Source organism: Cobetia sp. AM6 (assembly GCF_009617955.1).
GTDB lineage: Bacteria > Pseudomonadota > Gammaproteobacteria > Pseudomonadales > Halomonadaceae > Cobetia > Cobetia amphilecti.
In genome coordinates, this window is sequence record NZ_AP021868.1 from 3,296,248 (window position 1) to 3,314,241 (window position 17,994).

The following is a 17,994-nucleotide window of genomic DNA, read 5'->3' on the forward strand; positions in this document are numbered from 1 at the left end:
AACTCAAGACTGCCGGTATACGAAGACACCCGCCAGACAGCAAGACGCCGCGCCCGAGAGATGACGGATGCGCGGCGTCACGGCAATGATGGAGCGGCTCGCTCATCAGCCAATGCTCGGAGAGCCGCCTGAGCGACTCAGACACGGCTCAGCGCAGGATCAGCAGCGGCACCGTGGCGTTGCGAATCATCTCGGTGGTGGTACTGCCGACCAGCAGCTGACGGATGCGCGAGTGGCCATAGGCACCCATCACCAGCATGTCGATGGCGTGTTCCTTGGCATATTCGCGCAGGCAGGCTTCCACCTCCCCTGCTCTGAAGCTGGCCTGCACGCTGAAACCTGCCGCGGTGAGGGTGTCGCGCGCGGCGTCCAGCGGGGCCTGATGTTCCACCGACTCGGCGCCGACCATCACCAGATGCAGCTCCGCGCCTTGCAGCAGCGGGCTTGCCGCCAACACCTCAACGGCGCGCTTGATGGTGGTGCTGCAATCGAAGGCGATCAGCACCCGCGTCGGCTGATTGAACTCGCCCGGCACCACCAGCACCGGACGATGCAGGCTGCGAATCACGCGCTCCAGATTACTGCCCAGGTGCTCGCTGGCCTGCTCTGCCCCTTCGCCGCGCTTGCCGATCACCAGCAGGCGAATCTCGTCTTCCAGCTCCGCGAGGGTCTCGACCAGCTCACCATTGCGCTGGCGTGGCCGCGGCTCCGCGATACCCGCCTGCACGGCGCGCTCGTAGGCGGCCTCCAGCATCAGGCGGCCCTGCTCCTGGGCAATACGCCCGCGTTGTTCATCCAGGGTGGCGAGTTCTTCCAGCAGGTGCTCGCGCGCGCCGAGCCCGATGCTGCCGGAGAGATCACTGCTGGCCTCGCCCGCCCCTTCCTGGCGGTCGATCACATGCAGGAAGCTCAGCGGCGCCGCGAGACGTTGGCTTGCCCATACGGCGGCATCACACACGGAGACGGCAAAGGCGGAGCCGTCAATGCAGGCGGTGACCTTGTCATGGCCTGTCAGGGCACTGGCAGAGGATTGGCTCATGGCGTGCTTCCTTATGCTGACGATCAAGGTGGCGCTTCAGGCGCCTGTTTCGAGATTACCACTTTCCGACCCCACCAACGCAAACGGCGGGCAGCCCGTGAAGGACTGCCCGCCGTCTTTACGCATCAATCACGCTGCTGGCGCCCCCGCCCTCGTTCAGGCGGGTGGCGCCAACGGGATCAATGACCCATCAGTTTCTCGACCGCATCCGGCTTGTCATGCACCGCGAAGCGATCCACCAGCGTGGCGCTGGCTTCGTTGAGGCCACGCACCTCGACCTCGGTACCCTCGCGGCGGAACTTGACCACCACGGTGTCCAGCGCGCCGATGGCGGTGATGTCCCAGAAGTGCGCGCGACTGACGTCGATGACGACACGCTCGACGGTCTCCTTGAGGTCAAAACCGGCCTGGAACTGCTCGCTGGAGGCGAAGAACACCTGACCGACCACGCGGTATTCGCGGGTACGGCCATCGGCATTCATGTCGCTGCCGATATGCAGCACCTGGCCGATCTTGTTGGCGAAGAACAGCGCCGAGAGCAGCACGCCGACCAGCACGCCGATCGCCAGGTTGTGGGTCGCGACCACGACGGCCACGGTGCCCAGCATGACGATGTTGGTGGACATCGGGTGGGTCTTGAGGTCACGGATCGACTGCCAGGAGAAGGTGCCGATGGAGACCATGATCATCACCGCGACCAGTGCGGCCATCGGAATCTGCGAGACCCACGGACCGAGGAACACGACCAGAATCAGCAGCACGACACCCGCCACCATGGTGGAGAGACGCGTACGACCGCCGGACTTCACGTTGATCATCGTCTGGCCGATCATCGCGCAACCCGCCATGCCGCCGAGGAAGCCGGTGACGACGTTGGCCGCGCCCTGGCCCTTGCACTCACGGTTCTTGTCGGACGGCGTATCGGTCAGATCATCGACCAGGGTGGCCGTCATCAGGGATTCCAGCAGGCCCACGACCGCCAGCGGCAGCGAGTACGGCAGGATGATCCACAGGGTTTCCAGATTGAAGGGGATGTCCGGAATCAGGAACACCGGCAGGCTGTCCGGCAGCTCGCCCATGTCGCCGACGGTGCGGATATCCAGACCGACGACCATCGCGAAGATGGTGAGCACGATGATGCAGACCAGCGGCGACGGCAGCAGCTTGCCGACCTTCGGCACCAGCGGCAGCAGGTAGATGATGCCGAGACCGGCCGCCGTCATGGCGTAGACGTGCCAGGTGACGTTGGTCAGCTCCGGCAGCTGGGCCATGAAGATCAGGATCGCCAGCGCATTCACGAAGCCGGTGACCACCGAGCGCGATACGAAGCGCATCAGCGAGCCGAGCTTGAAGTAGCCGAAGATGATCTGGATCACGCCGGTCAGCACGGTGGCGGCCAGCAGGTATTCCAGGCCGTGGTCCTTGACCAGGTCGACCATCAGCAGTGCCATGGCACCGGTGGCGGCGGAGATCATGCCCGGACGGCCACCGGCGATGGCAGTCACCACGGCGATGGAGAAGGAGGCATACAGGCCGACCTTGGGGTCGACACCGGCAATGATGGAGAAGGCGATGGCTTCGGGGATCAGGGCCAACGCCACCACCAGGCCGGACAGGATGTCGGGCCGGAGGTTGGAGAGCCACTGCTGTTTGAGGCTGCTTGTCATCGAGTCGTCCGCAACAGGTTGGGGAAGGTGGTGTGCGTGCTGAATCCTGGCGCTGTCGAGTCAGTCTGGCGTCCGGTTGTTGCAATCTTCATCACTGCCGTCAGGGGCAGTGTCGCTCGCGCCTGGCTCGCGTCGTGAAGTCGCCGTCGTTTCCGGTCGCCCTGTGGCTTTCTTCGCGCCATGAGCTCTTCGCTCCGGTCGCCGTGAGGCGTCCAGAGGGCTGTCATTTGACAGTGAATAAACTCGGGGATGGGCGGGATTGTATCAGTTGCCGCCCGCAGACGCATCCGCAGAAGGCGTGCGCGTGGCCTGCAGGTGACGCAGGCGGCGGTCGATCAGGCTCTTGATCAGCATCGCGCCCAGCACCATGGCGCCGCCCACCCAGCCGCGCAGGGTCAGTGACTCGTCCAGCACCCACCACACCCACAGGATGCCGAACACGCTTTCCAGCAGCATCAGCAGCGCCACCTCGGCGGACGGCAGATACAGCGGGCCACGCTGGATCAGCGTGAAGCCCAGCGGCGAGAGCACCAGACACAGCAGCACCAGCCAGCCGGCGCGCCGGGCGAAATCATCGCTGTGCGAGGGCCACAGCTGGGTGAGTACGCTCTCGAGGCCCTCTGCTGCACCCTCTCCTACCCCAGAGACCGCCAACCATATGCAGGCCAGCAGGCCACACAGCGCGGTCAGCAGTCCCGACAGTGTCAGCATCGGACTCATGTCGAGGCCCGGGCGCGTGCGGCACAGCGTGAAGTTGCCCGCCAGTGACAGGCTGCAGCCCAGCGCGAGCAGATTGCCGGTCAGCGAGCCGCTGCCCGCCTCGTCCATCACCAATAGCGTGATGCCCGCCAGCGAGACCAGAATCGCGCCCCACACATGGCGCGGCTGGCGCTCGCCCAGCCATAGCCGTGACATCAGCGCCGCGAACAGCGGACTGGCGGCGAGGATGATCAGCACATTGCCGGCGCGGGTGTATTGATTGGCGAGCACGAAGCCCAGCGTGGAGCCGGTGAACAGCAGCGCGACCCACAGCCCCGTGCGCCCGCAGCCACGCATGCGCGCCAGCGCACTGGCGCAGCGCTGGCCAGGCCCGCCGCGCTGGGTGAGCAGCAGAATCAGCGCAAAGCCGATGGCCGTCAGCAGGCCGCGCCAGAACACCAGCGGGCCATCGGCGACATCGGCGAGGCGCAGCAACAGCGCATCCGGCGAGATCAGCAGTACGCCCAGCGCCGTCAGCGCGACGCCGCGCGCCTGCAGGGCTCTGGCATCCGGGCTGTGATCACGGGAAAGATGGGAGTCAGTCGACGGCTTCATGCACGCTCAGTCCGATTCGATGGACAGGTGCGACTGGCGCCAGTCGACCACCGGCCAGCCACGCGCTTCGGCGAACTGGCGCAGCGGCGCATCCGGCTGGGTGGCGTGGGGATGATCGACCCGCTCGAGCAGCGGCAGGTCGTTGTGGGAATCGGAGTAGCCCCACAGTGCCTGCGGCGCACGCTTGAGCTGGCTGGCGTCTTCCAGCCAGGCATCCAGCGCCGCCAGCTTGCCTTCGCGGAAGGTGACGATGCCGGTGGTCTCGCCGGTGAAGCGGCCCTGATCATCGAAGGCAGGATGGGTGGCCAGCGCGCCATCGGCGGTCAGGCGACTGGCGATGGGGCCGACCAGATGATGCATGGAGGCGGAGATGATCAGGGTGCGATGGCCCGCCTCGCCGTGTTCGGCCAGCCGTGCGATGCCGCCTTCCAGCAGACGCGGCATCACCATTTCTTCCACGAAATCATCGACTTCACGACGTACCTCATCGCGGTGCCGTCCGATGAGCGGGCTGAGCAGATGGCCGGTGTGCTCGTGGATGTCCAGGGTGCCGGCGTGATACTCGCTCTGGTGGCGCTCGCCGATGGCCATGAAGGCCTCGACATCCTCGATCCAGCCACAGGCGGCCATCCAGCGCATCCACATGCCGGTGCAGTCGCCGTCGAGCAGGGTATCGTCGAGATCGAACACCGCCAGCGGGGAATCCAGCTGGCAGAAATGGCGCAGATACCCCTCACCCGGCGGCGATAGCGGTGGCAGCAGCGTCACGGCATCGCAGTCGGCACAGAGATCCGCCAGCGGCGAGCGGCGGACCTCTACCCCGGGGGCAGCATTGAGGGCGCGCGGCGCAGCAGAGGGTGAGGGCATGGTTCGAGTCACGACAGGCTCCGAGTGGACGAGGGAGTCAACGGCTTCCTGCCGTTACTGCGTGACCCTCGCATGCGGCGCCGCGCTGGGCAAGTCCGTCGCGCCTTCATGACCCGCTGTCGCTGCGTGCGGCGCTAGCGCTGGGCGAGCCGAGCCAGCGCCAGGCTGGCAATCGCGGTGTCCTGCACGCCGGTACCGGTAAGGTCTGCCACCGTGATGAGGGTATCAGTGGCGGTTTCGGCCTGTTCACCGCTGTTCTGGTCACCGCTGTTCTGGTCACCGCTGTTCTGGTCACCGTCACGCAGACGACGCCCATCGGCCAGCAGCTTGCCCAGCTCGTAGACCTCGCATGCCTTGGCCTGGTCTTCATCCAGCCCCTTCAGCTCGCCATTGATTTCCGACTGGGCGCGGCTGTCACACACGAAGTAGTCGCAATCGGTCAGCACGTCGGCTTCCAGCTCACGCTTCTCGGGGCTGTCGGAGCCCATCGCGGTGACATGCACGCCTTCCGGCAGCATCGAGTAATCCAGCAGCGGCGTGTGGGACGGCGTGGCGGTGATGATGATATCGGCGTTCTGACACACCGCATGCAGGCTGTCATGGCTGCGCACGGTGAGGCCAAGACGCTGCTCGGTGTCCCGCGCGAAGCGCTCGCCGCGCTCCTTGTCGCGTGCCCAGACATCGACACTCTCGATATCGCGCACCAGTCGCAGCGCTTCCAGCTGCAGGCTCGCCTGCTCACCGGCGCCGATCAGCGCGACGCGCTTGCTGTCGGGGCGTGACAGGGCCTCTGCCGCCACGGCACCGGCCAGCGCGGTGCGAATGGCGGTGAGATAGCCACCGTCATCCAGCAGGGCCTTGGCCAGTCCCGTCTCGGCGGAGAACACCACCATCAGGCCATTGAGGCTTGGCAGGCCGCGGGCGGGATTGTTGAAGAAGCCGGGACTGATCTTGATCGCGAAGTGCTTGAGCCCCTGGATATGGGCGGTCTTGACGTCCACCTCGCCGTTGGCCTCCTCGATGGCCATCGACAGGATCGGCGGCTGCACCACCTTGCCTTGGCCCAGCGCGATGAAGGCATCGCGAATGGTGCCCAGTGCCGTGGCGTCCAGCCCCACGACCTGCTCGATCTGTTCACGGGAATACGTCTGCATGCTTTCTTGAGTCGGTTCCGTCATGCGCCCTCCTCCTGGTGTGCCGTCATCTGTCTCACGCTGTGAGCCATGGGCGAAAAAATCACTGCTGAGCGTCCGCCAGCAGCGCTCGGGCCTGATCGAAGGTCTCCAGACTGACCCCATTACCGCTGATGATCAGCGCGACACGCTGGCCACGGATCGACTCGGCCAGCGCCGGGTCGGTCTCGCCCAGCCGCGAGGCCTCGAGTGCGGCAAGCCCGACCACGGCGGCGCCCTCGACCAGCAGCTTCTCCTCTTCCAGCAGCATCAGCATGGCGCGAGCGATGGCGCGCTCGCTGACCTGATGGTGTTCATCCATCACGCGGCGCACCAGCGGCAGCGTGGTGTGATTGCCAAGCCCGATGCCGCCGCCCAGCGAATCGGCGAGGCTGGCGACTTCTTCCACCTCCACCGGTGTGCCCGCCTGCAGGCTGTGCCACATGGCCGCGCCTTCGGTGAGGCTGATGCCATGCACCTGCGTCTCGGGGCTAATCGCCTTGAGCGCCGCCCCGATGCCGCCGAGCAGGCCGCCGCCGGACAGTCCGATCAGTACCTGATCGAGCTGCGGGCAATCCTCCATCAACTCAAGCCCGATGGTGCCCTGACCGGCCGCGATCAGCGGGTCATCGAAGGGTGGCACCGCCAGCATGCCCTCCTCCTCGACCAGCCGATTGACCTCGTGGAAGGCCTCGTCCTGGCTGCGCCCGACCCGGCGCACCTCGACACTGCCACCAGTGGCACCACCCAGCTCACCCAGCGCCTCGATGGCACGCACCTTGTTGGCGGGCACCTGCTCGGAGAGACAGATGACCGCCCTGAGGCCACGGCGCATCGCGGCGTAGGCCAGCGCGCGACCATGGTTGCCGGTGGAGGCGGTGGTCACGCCGCGCTGGAGGCGCTCGAAGGCCTCCCCGGCGGCCTGCTCCGCCACGGCGGCCAGCAGATTGCTGGCCCCGCGCAGCTTGAAGGCGCCGGTGGGCTGGCGGGTCTCCAGCTTGAGCAGAATCTCGGCATCGAAGCGTCGCGACAGCGCCGGTGAAGGCACCAGCGCCGTGCGTTCGACACCCGTGGCCATCGATGAATGAAACAGCCGCTGGCGCGCGGCATAGATATCGGCCAGCGCCAGCGGCGTTTCCCGTGTGCTCTTGAGCGGGGGTAAGGTCAATGCCATGGCCTACTTGTCACCAGATGCGGGGTCACCAGAAGCGGGATCACCGGACGTGAGATCGCCATTGTCGACAAGCTCCTGATGCACCTTGTCCACGGCGCGACGCGCGCGGGCGACGATGTCATCGATTTCCTCGGGCGTGACCACCAGCGGTGGCGCGAAGCCGAGGATGTCGCCCTGCGGCATGGCGCGGGCGACCAGGCCTTCCTCGAGGGCTGCCGCGGAGATGCGCGGGCCGACCTTGAGCGCTGAGTCGAACGCCTTGCGCTGTGACGGCTGCGGCGAGAACTCCAGCGCTGCCAGCAGGCCGATGCCACGCACATTGCCGACGATGGGGTGATCGGCGAAAGCCTCCTGCATGGCGTTCTGCAGATAGGCGCCGGTATCGCGGGCGTTGTCGACCAGGCCCTCGCGACGGATGATCTCCAGGTTGGCGACACCGGCGGCGGCGCCCAGCGCATGGCCGGAGTAGGTCCAACCGTGGCCGATGGGGCCGAATTCGCCGGTGCCCTGCTCCAGCACCTTCCACACGCGGTCACCGACGATGACCCCGGACAGCGGCTGATAGGCGCTGGTCAGGCCCTTGGCGATGGTGACCAGGTCCGGCTTGATGCCGAAGTGCTGGTAGCCGAACTGGCTGCCGATGCGCCCGAAGCCGCACACCACCTCATCGCAGATCAAGAGGATGTCGTGGCGCTTGAGCACGGCCTGGATGGCCTCCCAGTAGCCCTCCGGCGGCGGCACGATGCCACCGGTGCCCAGCACCGGCTCGCCGATGAAGGCGCCGACGGTCTCCGGTCCTTCGGCCTGGATCATCGCCTCGAGCTTCTCGGCGCACCAGGTGGAGAATTCGCGCTCGCTCATCTCGGCGCACTCGGCGGGACGGCGATAGTAGTCCGGCGCCTCGGTGTGCAGGATGCCGGGAATCGGCAGATCGAAGTGATCATGGAAGGCCGCCAGCCCGGTCAGCGAGCCTGAGGCGATGCCGGAGCCGTGATAGCCGCGCCAGCGCGAGATGACTTTCTTCTTCTCCGGCTTGCCGATCACGTTGTGGTAATAGCGCACCAGCTTGAGCTGGGTCTCGTTGGCATCACTGCCGGACATGCCGTAGTAGACCCTGGACATGTCGGGGCCGGCCAATTCGAGAATCTTCTCGGACAGCGCGATCTGCGGCTCGTTCGAGTGGCCGACATAGGTGTGGTAGTAGCTGAGCTTGAGGGCCTGCTCGTGGATGGCATCGGCGACTTCCGTGCGTCCGTAACCGATGTTGACGCAGTAGAGGCCGGCGAAGCCGTCGATCAGCTCACGCCCGTCACGCTCGCGGATGCGGATGCCTTCGCCACCTGTGATCACGCGACCCGGTGCATCGCCCTGGGCGTAATCGCGCAGGTGGGTCGAGGCATGGAAGGTGACCTTGCGATCACGGCGAATCAGCTCATCGGTCGAGGTCGCGTCGTCGAAGCTGGCGGCCTGACTCAGGGTGTTATCGGTGCTCATGTGACTCTCCGAATGCTCAACTAGGGGCGATCGACCGGCGGTGCTCAATGGCCACCGGTCGCCATGATCGACATGTGACAGTGAAGGATGTCCGTCTCAACTTCCGGAGGCGCTTTCCAGTCCACCCAGACAGTAGTACTTGATATCGAGATATTCCTCGAGCCCCTGACGGCCACCTTCGCGACCCAGGCCGGATTGCTTGACGCCACCGAAGGGAATCGGCGCGCCGGTCATCTTGACGGAATTGACCGAGACCATGCCGAAGCGCAGGCCACGCATCAGTTGCCAGATGCGGCGCACATCGTGGGTATAGACGTAGGCGGCGAGGCCGTATTCGGTGTCGTTAGCCATCGCGATCACCTCTTCCTCATCGTGCCAGGCGGTGATGCCGGCCACCGGCGAGAAGGTTTCCTCGCGCCAGACGCGCATGTCCGGCGTGATGTCGGCCAGCAGCACCGGCATGAAGAAGTTGGGGCCCGGCGCCATGCTCTGGTCGCCGTGGATCAGCCGCGCGCCACGCTCGACGGCGTCATCGACGATGGTCTGCGCCTTGGCGACGGCGTCGCGGTGGATCAGCGGGCCAAGGTCGATCCCCTTCACCTGGCCATTGCCGACCTTGAGCTGCTTCATGATGCGCGCGAAGTGGCTCAGGAAGTCCTCGTAGAGGCTGTCGTGGACCAGGATACGGTCGGCCGCGAGGCAGTCCTGACCGGAGGTCTGGAACTTGGCATCGACGGCGGCGCGCGCAGCCTCCTCGGGGTCCATGTCCGGCCCGACGATGAAGGGGGCGTTGCCGCCCAGTTCCAGCGAGACACGCTTGACGCTGTCGGCGCACTGTTTCAGCAGCAGACGCCCGACCCGGGTGGAGCCGGTGAATGACAGCCCGGCGACGCGCGGGTCGTCACACAGCTGCCTGGAGACCTCGGAGGCCTCGCCGGTGATGACGCTGAAGACACCTGCGGGAATGCCGGCACGCTCGGCCAGCTCCGCCAGCGCCAGCGCCGAGAACGGCGTCTCGCCGGCCGGCTTGACCAGCACCGTGCAGCCCGCCGCCAGCGCGGCCGCGGCCTTGCGAGTGATCATCGCCAGCGGGAAGTTCCACGGCGTGATCAGCGCCGCGACACCGATAGGCTCACGCACGGTGCCCAGCGCGGCATTCGGGATATGGCTGGGAATGGTCTCGCCGAAGGCACGATTGCCCTCCTCGGCGAACCAGTGTACGAAGCTGGCACCGTATTCCACCTCGCCACGCCCATCGTCCAGCGACTTGCCCTGCTCACGCGTCATCAGCATGGCCAGGTCTTCCTTGTGGGCGCGGATGAGGTCGTACCAGGCATCCAGCAGCTCGCCGCGCTGGTCGACGCGCAGCTTGCGCCATTCACGCTGGGCCTCATCGGCAGTGGCGATGGCGGCGTCGATCTGCGCCTCCTCGAGCCACGGCACCTGGCCGAGACGCTCGCCGGTGGCGGGGTCGAAGACCGCCTCCTCGCGTCCGCCTTCACCATGCACCCAGCAGCCATTCACGTAGGCGAGCTGGCGAAACAGGCGCGGATCTTCCAGGGCAATGCCTTGGCTGGCGAACTGGGCGGGCTCGGACGTCGCTCCGTCCTGGGAAGTTGCCCACTGTCGTGCAAGAGATTGAGCACTCATCGCTTGTCTCCCGGGCCGCACGGCCGTCATCAGAGAAGGCGGAACACCGCCAAAGACAACGCCCACCGAAACGCGGCGGGCGTCATGTGATGACCTCAGTGTGGGGGAGATGGGACGTGGAGACTTTCGGAATACCCGCCAACGACTTGGCGTTCTTTCTGTTGTGGCGGGCAAAGTGCGGATTCTTTCTGTGTGGCGAGTTCCTGACTAGACCGTTATGGATCAGAGCGTCACTGATCGGACCGACGTGGCTCAGGCGGTCACGACATCACTCTCGGTCAGCTCGGCGTAGAGTTCCGGATAGGCTTCCTGGAGACGCTCAAGCTCGGTGCGCGCATGCGGGATGGCATCGGTCAGCTGCTGCCATTCCTCGTCACTGAGGTTGTCGCGCATCAGCGGGAACAGCTCCTGGCGCTCGGCACGCAGGTAGTCACGGTGTGCCTCCACATACTCGCGCAGGTCGGCATTGAACTGATCCATCGGGATGATCTGGTCCATCAGGATGCTGTCGAGATTGTCGGACAGCTTGTCCAGACGCTCGTGCAGGGTGCGATATTGCTGGATGAGGCGCTGACAGAGTGGCGCGGCGTCTTCGGAGCGTTCGCACAGCATCTGGGTGCATTGACGCTCCAGCGGAATGATGAAGCCCTGCATGTAATCGAGAATGTAATCCACCACCTCACGCATCATGCGAAAGTCGGGACGCTCACCACTGACGAGCGTCTTGTGGCGGTGCGAAAGCACGTGCAGCAGACGGGCCATGTTGGCGTGGTCCTGGCGCAGCTGAGTCACATTGGGCATGACTTCCTCCTCCTTACGGAACAGGTGGCCGATGCTGGCAGACAGCGCTGCCGCCTCGGGCATTGCTACCGAATGTAGCAATGTCGTCACCTAGAAGTGTAGGACACATCCCCCGAGCGCCAGTTAGACGTTGGGTGGGATTGCCTAAATGAGCGTGTCATGCTGTCAGGAAAACATGACAGTCTGGTGCAATGCCACGCGCGGCCTGAGGCCGCTGACTGACCGCGCCGCCCCTGCTGATTTGTACAGGCCTGCAGGATCGGCCATGATGAGCGCAATACTGCCCCACGCCTGCCGGAGCCAGACTCGCCGATGGATCTTTTTGCCGATACCGCCTCGAATTCCCATGCGCCACTGGCCTTCCGCATGCGTCCCCGCACCCTGGACGACTACATCGGACAGACAGCGTTGGTCGGGCCTGACATGCCGCTGCGCCAGATGGTGGCCTCCGGCGTGGTGCGCTCGATGATCCTGTGGGGGCCGCCGGGGGTCGGCAAGACGACGCTGGCGGAGATTCTCGCCAAGGGCTGTGATGCGCACCTGGAGCAGCTCTCGGCGGTGATGGCCGGCGTCAAGGACATCCGTGAGGTGGTGGAGCGCGCCAGACACTTCCAGGCCAGCGATCGCCAGACGGTGATGTTTCTCGATGAGATCCACCGCCTCAACAAGAGCCAGCAGGACGCCCTGTTGCCGCATGTGGAATCCGGCCTGCTGACGCTGATCGGTGCGACCACCGAGAACCCGTCCTTCGAGGTCAACTCGGCCTTGCTGTCACGGGCGCGGGTCTATGTGCTCAAGGCCCTGGAGACGGACGACCTGATCGAGGTGCTGACGCGCGCCCTGCAGGATGAGGTCAACGGCCTCGGCAAGCGTCATATCGAAGCCAGCCGCGAGACGCTGACCCGCATCGCGCGCTCGGCCTCCGGCGATGCACGCCGCGCTCTCGGCCTGCTGGAGACCGCCTGTGACTTCGTGCGTCGTGAGCCAGACGCTCAGGGGGGAACGCGCGAGATACTCGAGGACAGCTCGCTGGAGGCCGTGCTGGGCCATCAGGCCTCCAGCTTCGACAAGCAGGGCGATGACTATTACGACCTACTGTCGGCGATCCACAAGTCGATACGCTCCTCGCGGCCCGACGCGGCGCTGTTGTACATGGCGCGCTTCATGGATGGCGGCGGCGACCCGCTCGATGTCGTGCGGCGTCTGACGGCGATTGCCTCGGAAGATGTCGGCAACGCCGACCCACGCGCCCTGCCGCTGACCATTGCCGCCTGGGACGCCTATCTGCGCCTCGGTGACTACGAGGGCCAGCGCGCCATCGCGCATGCGGCGATCCACCTGGCCATCGCGCCCAAGAGCAATGCCATCGAGGTGGCCTGGAAGGAAGCCAAGGCCTTCGTGCGCCAGCAGCCCCACTTCGGGGTGCCGGTCTACCTGCGCAATGCCCCGACCACGCTGATGAAGGAGCTTGGCATGGGCGAAGGCTATCGCTATGCCCACAACGAGCCCAATGGCTATCCGGCCGGCCGCTCTCACGATGCCTGGCCAGAAGAGCTGCCGACCCAGCAGTTCTACCGCCCGACCCAGCATGGTGGCGAGAAGCGCTTCGCCGAGATTGAGCGCTGGCGCCGCGAGCAGGACGCCGCCGCAGACCGTGGCGAGACGCCCGGACAGAGCTGATCAGCGGCGAATCCTGCGCGCACGTGGCTGCCGAGTCGCGACTGGCACAGACAAGAACGCCCGGACCACCTGGTCCGGGCGTTCCTGTCTGGTCAAGCGTATTCAGGATTTGCGCTGCACCTTGGGCGTGATCACTGCTCGCGAATGACGTCGGCGCCTTGCGGGATCTGGAACACGAAACGGCTATCCTGCAGCGACGGGTTGTACTGCACGTTGCTGAAGTCGATCGCCGTGCGCTGGCCGGTGGAATCCGCCATCTGCAGCATGTCGAGCTGCTCGCTGTCGAAGGTCAGCTTGAGGCTTTCGAACAGCGTATCGGCCTGTTTTGGCGTCAGCGTGAAGGTCTCACGCGCGCCCTGCTGCTGACGCTTGACCGCATAGTTGGCGGTCAGCTCACTGGCACGACCGGACAGCAACAGCGCCGGCGTGTGGGTGACGCGCTCATCCAGCGGCTGCACGGTGACCTGCTCGAGGTCCGGATCATGCAGATAGACTTCCTTGCCATCCGACACCACTTCCTGACGGTACGGCGCATCGACGCTCCAGCGGAACTTGCCCGGGCGCGACAGCCACATCTTGCCCTTGGCTTCCTGCAGACGCTGACCGGAGGCATCGAGGATCTGCTGATCGAAGTCGGCAGCATAGGTCTTGAGCGGCTCCAGCAGGCGCGACAGACGATCGCCTGCCGATTCCTCGGCGTGCGCTGGCAGAGCGGCCATGCCCAGCATGAGGGCGGCACCCAGCCCCTTGGCCAGACGAGCGGTCAACGAAGAAGCGAAAGAACGGGACAATGTCTTCATGAAACTCCTTGCGATGAGGAAGACCAGTGGCAAGCCTCGGCACCGAGGCCCTGCAGCTGACCATCATCATTTCAGCGATTCGGGATGATTGCTGCCAACAGCCTGCTGGCAGTGATCTGTTATCTGACGTCTTTGACACGAAGGGGAGCAAAAAGCTCCCCTTCGTGTGTTTCAGCGACCAGGCCTGCGGCGACTAGCCGCTGTGGTTGGGCGCGATCACTTCCCGCGAGCCGTTGGTGCCCATCGCGGAGACGACACCCGCCATCTCCATCGCCTCGACCAGACGCGCGGCGCGGTTGTACCCGATCTTGAAGCGACGCTGCACGGCAGAGATGGAGGCACGACGCGACTCGACCACATAGGCCACGGCCTCATCGTAGAGCGCATCCTGCTCGGCATCGCTGTCCTCGCCTTCGGCCTCGAGACCGGCCAATGCATCGGCCTGCACACCACCGGTGAGGATTTCCTCGATGTACTCCGGCGAGCCGCGACGCTTCCAGTCATCGACCACGCGGTGAACCTCGTCATCATCGACGAAGGCACCGTGAACGCGCGTCGGCATGCCGGCACCGGCCGGCAGGTAGAGCATGTCACCGTGGCCCAGCAGGTCCTCGGCGCCGCCCTGATCGAGGATGGTGCGCGAGTCGATCTTGGAAGAGACCTGGAAGGCCATGCGCGTCGGGATATTGGCCTTGATCAGGCCGGTCACGACGTCCACCGACGGACGCTGGGTGGCCAGAATCAGGTGAATGCCCGCGGCGCGCGCCTTCTGGGCCAGACGTGCGATCAGCTCCTCGACCTTCTTGCCGACGATCATGAACATGTCGGCAAACTCGTCGATCACCACCACGATGTAAGGCAGCTTGGCGAGCACCGGCGGATGCTGGTGCATCTCCCAGGGCTGCGGCTCCCACAGCGGGTCAGCGATCTGGGCGCCATGTGCCTCGGCTTCATCGATCTTGGCATTGAAGCCGGCCAGGTTGCGCACGCCCATGGCGGCCATCAGCTTGTAGCGACGCTCCATCTCGGCGACACACCAGCGCAGGGCGTTGGCGGCCTCCTTCATGTCGGTCACCACCGGCGCCAGCAGGTGCGGAATGCCGTCATAGACCGACAGCTCCAGCATCTTGGGGTCGACCATGATCATGCGCACTTCGTCCGGCGTGGCCTTGAGCAGCATCGAGATCAGCATCGAGTTGATGCCGACTGACTTGCCCGAACCGGTGGTACCGGCGACCAGCAGGTGTGGCATCTTGCCGAGGTTGGCCACGACAGGGGCGCCACCGATGTCCTGCCCCAGCGCCAGCGTGACCGGAGATTCCGCCAGCTGATAGGCATCGGAATCGAACACTTCACGCAGGCGAATCATGGCGCGGTTGGGGTTGGGGATCTCGATGCCGACCGTCGGACGGCCCGGAATCACCTCGACCACACGCACGCTCTTGACCAGCAGTGAACGCGCCAGGTCCGTCGACAGGTTGGAGATCTTGGACGCCTTGACGCCCGGCGCCGGCTGAATCTCGAAGCGCGTGATGACCGGCCCCGGCCAGACATCCGCCACCTCGGCCTTGACGCCATACTCGCGCAGACGCACCACCAGCAGCTCGGCCATCTGGTCGAGCTCTTCTTCGCTGTAGTTGGGCTTCTGGGCATCCGGCGGCGTCAGCAGGCTCAGCTGCGGCAGGTCCCCTTCCGGCTCGTCCTCGTGATCGGCACCTTCATGGCGCTGACTCTGCATGTGCTCCACGGTCCACAGGGTCGGGCCGGAGGGATCACTGGCAGCCGCCTGTGCATCCTCCGCCGTCGCCAGACGACCGCCGCCCGGCACCATGCCGGACTCATCGCCGTCATAGGCCCAGGAGGGGCGCTCGGCCGGAGTGGGGGTCGCTTCCGGCGTGGCTGTCGGCGCCTCGAAAGGCGGCACATGCTCGGCCTGAGGCGCCACGGAATCGGGCTCCGCTGGCGCGACCGGCTCGGCCGGTTGATGAGGCACTGCAGGCTGACGCGGCTCAGGGGCATGCTGCTGCGGCGTGGCAGACGGGCTGCTCGGCGCCGCAGGCGCGTCTGCCTGTGTCGGCGCGTTGCCCGTCGGCTGCTCGAAGGCATCATCCCAGGAGACGACCGCCTTGCGAGCGGGAGTCTCGGATGAGGCCGCCGCGACACCGGCCGCCATCACACCCGCACCGGCAGCCAGCCCTGCGGCCGTGGCGAATTGACCACCATTGCCGGGCAGGGGCGCATCATCGTCGTCCCTGGGCTCCGGCGGCTGATTGCGGCTATCCGGTGCGGCATCGCTGCGCTCGCGCGCAAGTTGCACGTCGCGCTCACGCTGTGCCTCTTTCTCAATCTGCGCCTGTTTCTCGAGCTGTGCCTGCTTTTCAAGCTGCGCTTGTCGCTCTGCCGCTTGCTGCTCGGCTGCACGCTGTACTTTCTGTTCAGCTTCGCGCTGCGCCTCCTGCTCGCGAGCCAGCTCTTGAGCCTGAGCTTGTGCTTGTGCCTGTGCCTTGTGAGCTTCGGCCTCGCTCTGCACCTGAGCGTCTTGCGCCGTCTCGTGACGGGCGGTCTCATGACGAGCCGTGTCGTGACGAGCGGTCGGCGCAAAGGCAGAGGCGGCGTCCCAGGCAGCAGGGGCAGCCGTGCTGTCGGAGGCTGATGCCGTGTCTTCGACGCCAGGGGTTGGCGTCGCCGCCTTGGGAGCCTGTGTCGTGGCTGAGGCGTCAGCATGACGCTGGCGCTCGGCCTCAATGGCAGCGGCTTGCGGCAGACGGGAGCGCGTGACATCGGCATGCGCGACACGCGGCGCGGAGGCGGCCTCTGCCGCCACGGCGGTCTTCAGGGCCGCGGCCAGATCAACCCCTTCGATGCTGACATTGGCGCTCTGCACCGTCATGCGCTCGGTGTAGGCAGCGCCCGGCACCTTGGCGGAAGGCGTGGTTTCAGCGGTCTGCCACGGGATATCGGTGCTGCGGTCATCCGCGAAGTCATCGCGAGCGCTGATCGCCTCGTCGGTGCCGCCATCCAGAGACGGCTCGACACGGCGCTGGCCGCGCGGCTCGGCGGCGATGCCTTCTGCCTCCTGCCGGCGACCAAGCAGAATCTCGTCGCTGTCCTCGTCCCGCTCCTCCTCGCGGGCACGGCGGCCCGGCAGCAGACGCTGCCACCAGCTCAGTCTGGGGGCCGGGTCGCGATCCGAGTCATCCTCTTCACCGTCCTCGTGCGTCAGCGACTCTTCGGCGTAGGCTGCCTCGTCATCGTAGCCGTCCTGATCGTCTCGGCGGCTGTTGAAGCGCTCGGCGAACCAGCCGGACACCCGCATGCAGCCATTGCCCAGCTCATCCATGACCGTCAGCCACGACATGCCGGTAAACAGCGTGAAGCCGCACAGGAAGCTGGCCATCGCGACCAGTACCGTGCCGCCCATGCCGATCAATGGCGTCAGTGCCCCGGCGATGCCCTTGCCGAGAATGCCACCTGCGCCGTTGGTCAGCTGGCTGTCGGGGCTGTAGAACTGGATATCACCGATGACGCAGGTCGCCATGATCAGCAGGAACAGGCCGCCAGCGCGCACCGCGATGGTCGTCGGGTCCCACACCAGCTCTGTACTGGGCTGACGCATCAGACGCCAGGCACCGAAGCCCAGCATCGCCGGCCACCACAGGGCACTGCCGCCGAACAGCGAATACAGTACGTCTGACAGCCAGGCGCCGATGCTGCCCATCCAGTTGCTGGGCGTCAGCTCAGGGCCGCTGTAGGACCAGCCGGGGTCCGTCGGCGCATAGCTGAACAGCGCCAGCAGCATGAAGACACAGAGGCTGAGCATGAGAATGACCACGCCTTCACGGCTGACGCCCTGCAGGGTGGTGGTCAGGCGTGACGGTGGTCGCGCTGCCTTCTCCGCACGCTGCTCGGCGCGGATGGCCTGGCGTTCGGCGCGTTCGGCCTGACGCTCGGCGCGGCGCTGGGCTGCAGGACTCTCTTCCTGCACGCGCGGCTTGTTTCTGGCCTTGGCAGCAGGCTGGCCGCTGGCGTCCTTCCTCGCGGGCTTGCCCGAGACGCGCGGCGTCTTGCGTGCCGGGCTGGACTCAGTGGCCGAAGCACCGCGCAGACGCGCGAAGAAGCCCGGCGAGTCCGCTTTCTGACGGGCACGCTTCCTGGGTGTTGCTGCCGCACGGCGGCTACGGGTTTCAGGCTTGGCCTGTTCCCGACTTGTCTTTCTGGCACTCTTGGCAGTCAAGTCGCCATCCCCCTTGCACCTTGTGGGCGATTTTCCATGTACCTTCAGCCGGTTATCATAACCATTCGATGGCAGTGACGTCATAATTGCCGATTCACGTCT

Annotated in this window: 12 protein-coding genes; 1 reads left to right on the forward strand and 11 read right to left on the reverse strand. The window is 65.7% G+C overall.

Annotated features, from left to right (window positions below):
- Positions 1-148: 148 nt before the first annotated feature.
- From CLAM6_RS13855 to CLAM6_RS13895, 9 genes are all read right to left on the reverse strand, one after another.
- Positions 149-1,039, reverse strand: coding sequence for a universal stress protein (locus CLAM6_RS13855; RefSeq protein WP_153636419.1), 891 nt, complete (start codon positions 1,037-1,039; stop codon positions 149-151).
- Between the two features lie 179 nt (positions 1,040-1,218).
- Positions 1,219-2,706: a SulP family inorganic anion transporter gene (locus tag CLAM6_RS13860; protein ID WP_054555610.1), complete on the reverse strand. Its 1,488-nt coding sequence runs from the start codon at positions 2,704-2,706 to the stop codon at positions 1,219-1,221.
- A 264-nt stretch (positions 2,707-2,970) separates the two neighbouring features.
- Complete coding sequence (locus CLAM6_RS13865) at positions 2,971-4,020, reverse strand: DMT family transporter (RefSeq protein ID WP_153636420.1); 1,050 nt, start codon at positions 4,018-4,020, stop codon at positions 2,971-2,973.
- Positions 4,021-4,026: 6 nt separating this feature from the next.
- Positions 4,027-4,887, reverse strand: a complete 861-nt coding sequence (locus CLAM6_RS13870; protein ID WP_054555611.1) for an HAD family hydrolase — start codon at positions 4,885-4,887, stop codon at positions 4,027-4,029.
- Positions 4,888-5,021: 134 nt separating this feature from the next.
- The gene (locus CLAM6_RS13875) at positions 5,022-6,065 is read right to left on the reverse strand and encodes an ornithine cyclodeaminase family protein (RefSeq protein WP_242007684.1); all 1,044 of its coding nucleotides are present in this window, start codon (positions 6,063-6,065) and stop codon (positions 5,022-5,024) included.
- A gap of 58 nt (positions 6,066-6,123) precedes the next feature.
- On the reverse strand, positions 6,124-7,233 hold the full coding sequence (locus CLAM6_RS13880; RefSeq protein ID WP_197738688.1) for a pyridoxal-phosphate dependent enzyme: 1,110 nt from the start codon (positions 7,231-7,233) through the stop codon (positions 6,124-6,126).
- A 3-nt stretch (positions 7,234-7,236) separates the two neighbouring features.
- On the reverse strand, positions 7,237-8,727 hold the full coding sequence (locus CLAM6_RS13885) for an aminotransferase (protein WP_153636421.1): 1,491 nt from the start codon (positions 8,725-8,727) through the stop codon (positions 7,237-7,239).
- Positions 8,728-8,823: 96 nt separating this feature from the next.
- Positions 8,824-10,377 (reverse strand): NAD-dependent succinate-semialdehyde dehydrogenase, encoded by a 1,554-nt coding sequence (locus CLAM6_RS13890; RefSeq protein WP_153636422.1) that lies wholly within the window; start codon positions 10,375-10,377, stop codon positions 8,824-8,826.
- A gap of 252 nt (positions 10,378-10,629) precedes the next feature.
- Positions 10,630-11,178 carry a hemerythrin domain-containing protein gene (locus tag CLAM6_RS13895; RefSeq protein WP_043331576.1) on the reverse strand — a complete coding sequence of 183 codons (549 nt, stop codon included), beginning with the start codon at positions 11,176-11,178 and terminating at the stop codon, positions 10,630-10,632.
- A 312-nt stretch (positions 11,179-11,490) separates the two neighbouring features.
- On the opposite strand from CLAM6_RS13895, the gene CLAM6_RS13900 reads away from it, so the two are divergent.
- The gene (locus tag CLAM6_RS13900; protein WP_153636423.1) at positions 11,491-12,858 is read left to right on the forward strand and encodes a replication-associated recombination protein A; all 1,368 of its coding nucleotides are present in this window, start codon (positions 11,491-11,493) and stop codon (positions 12,856-12,858) included.
- A 131-nt stretch (positions 12,859-12,989) separates the two neighbouring features.
- Here the strand turns inward: CLAM6_RS13900 and lolA are convergent, their stop codons facing one another.
- Both lolA and CLAM6_RS13910 read right to left on the reverse strand, forming a co-directional pair.
- On the reverse strand, positions 12,990-13,658 hold the full coding sequence (gene lolA, locus CLAM6_RS13905; protein WP_054555615.1) for an outer membrane lipoprotein chaperone LolA: 669 nt from the start codon (positions 13,656-13,658) through the stop codon (positions 12,990-12,992).
- A gap of 193 nt (positions 13,659-13,851) precedes the next feature.
- Positions 13,852-17,892 carry a DNA translocase FtsK gene (locus tag CLAM6_RS13910; protein ID WP_277876243.1) on the reverse strand — a complete coding sequence of 1,347 codons (4,041 nt, stop codon included), beginning with the start codon at positions 17,890-17,892 and terminating at the stop codon, positions 13,852-13,854.
- Positions 17,893-17,994: the final 102 nt, after the last annotated feature.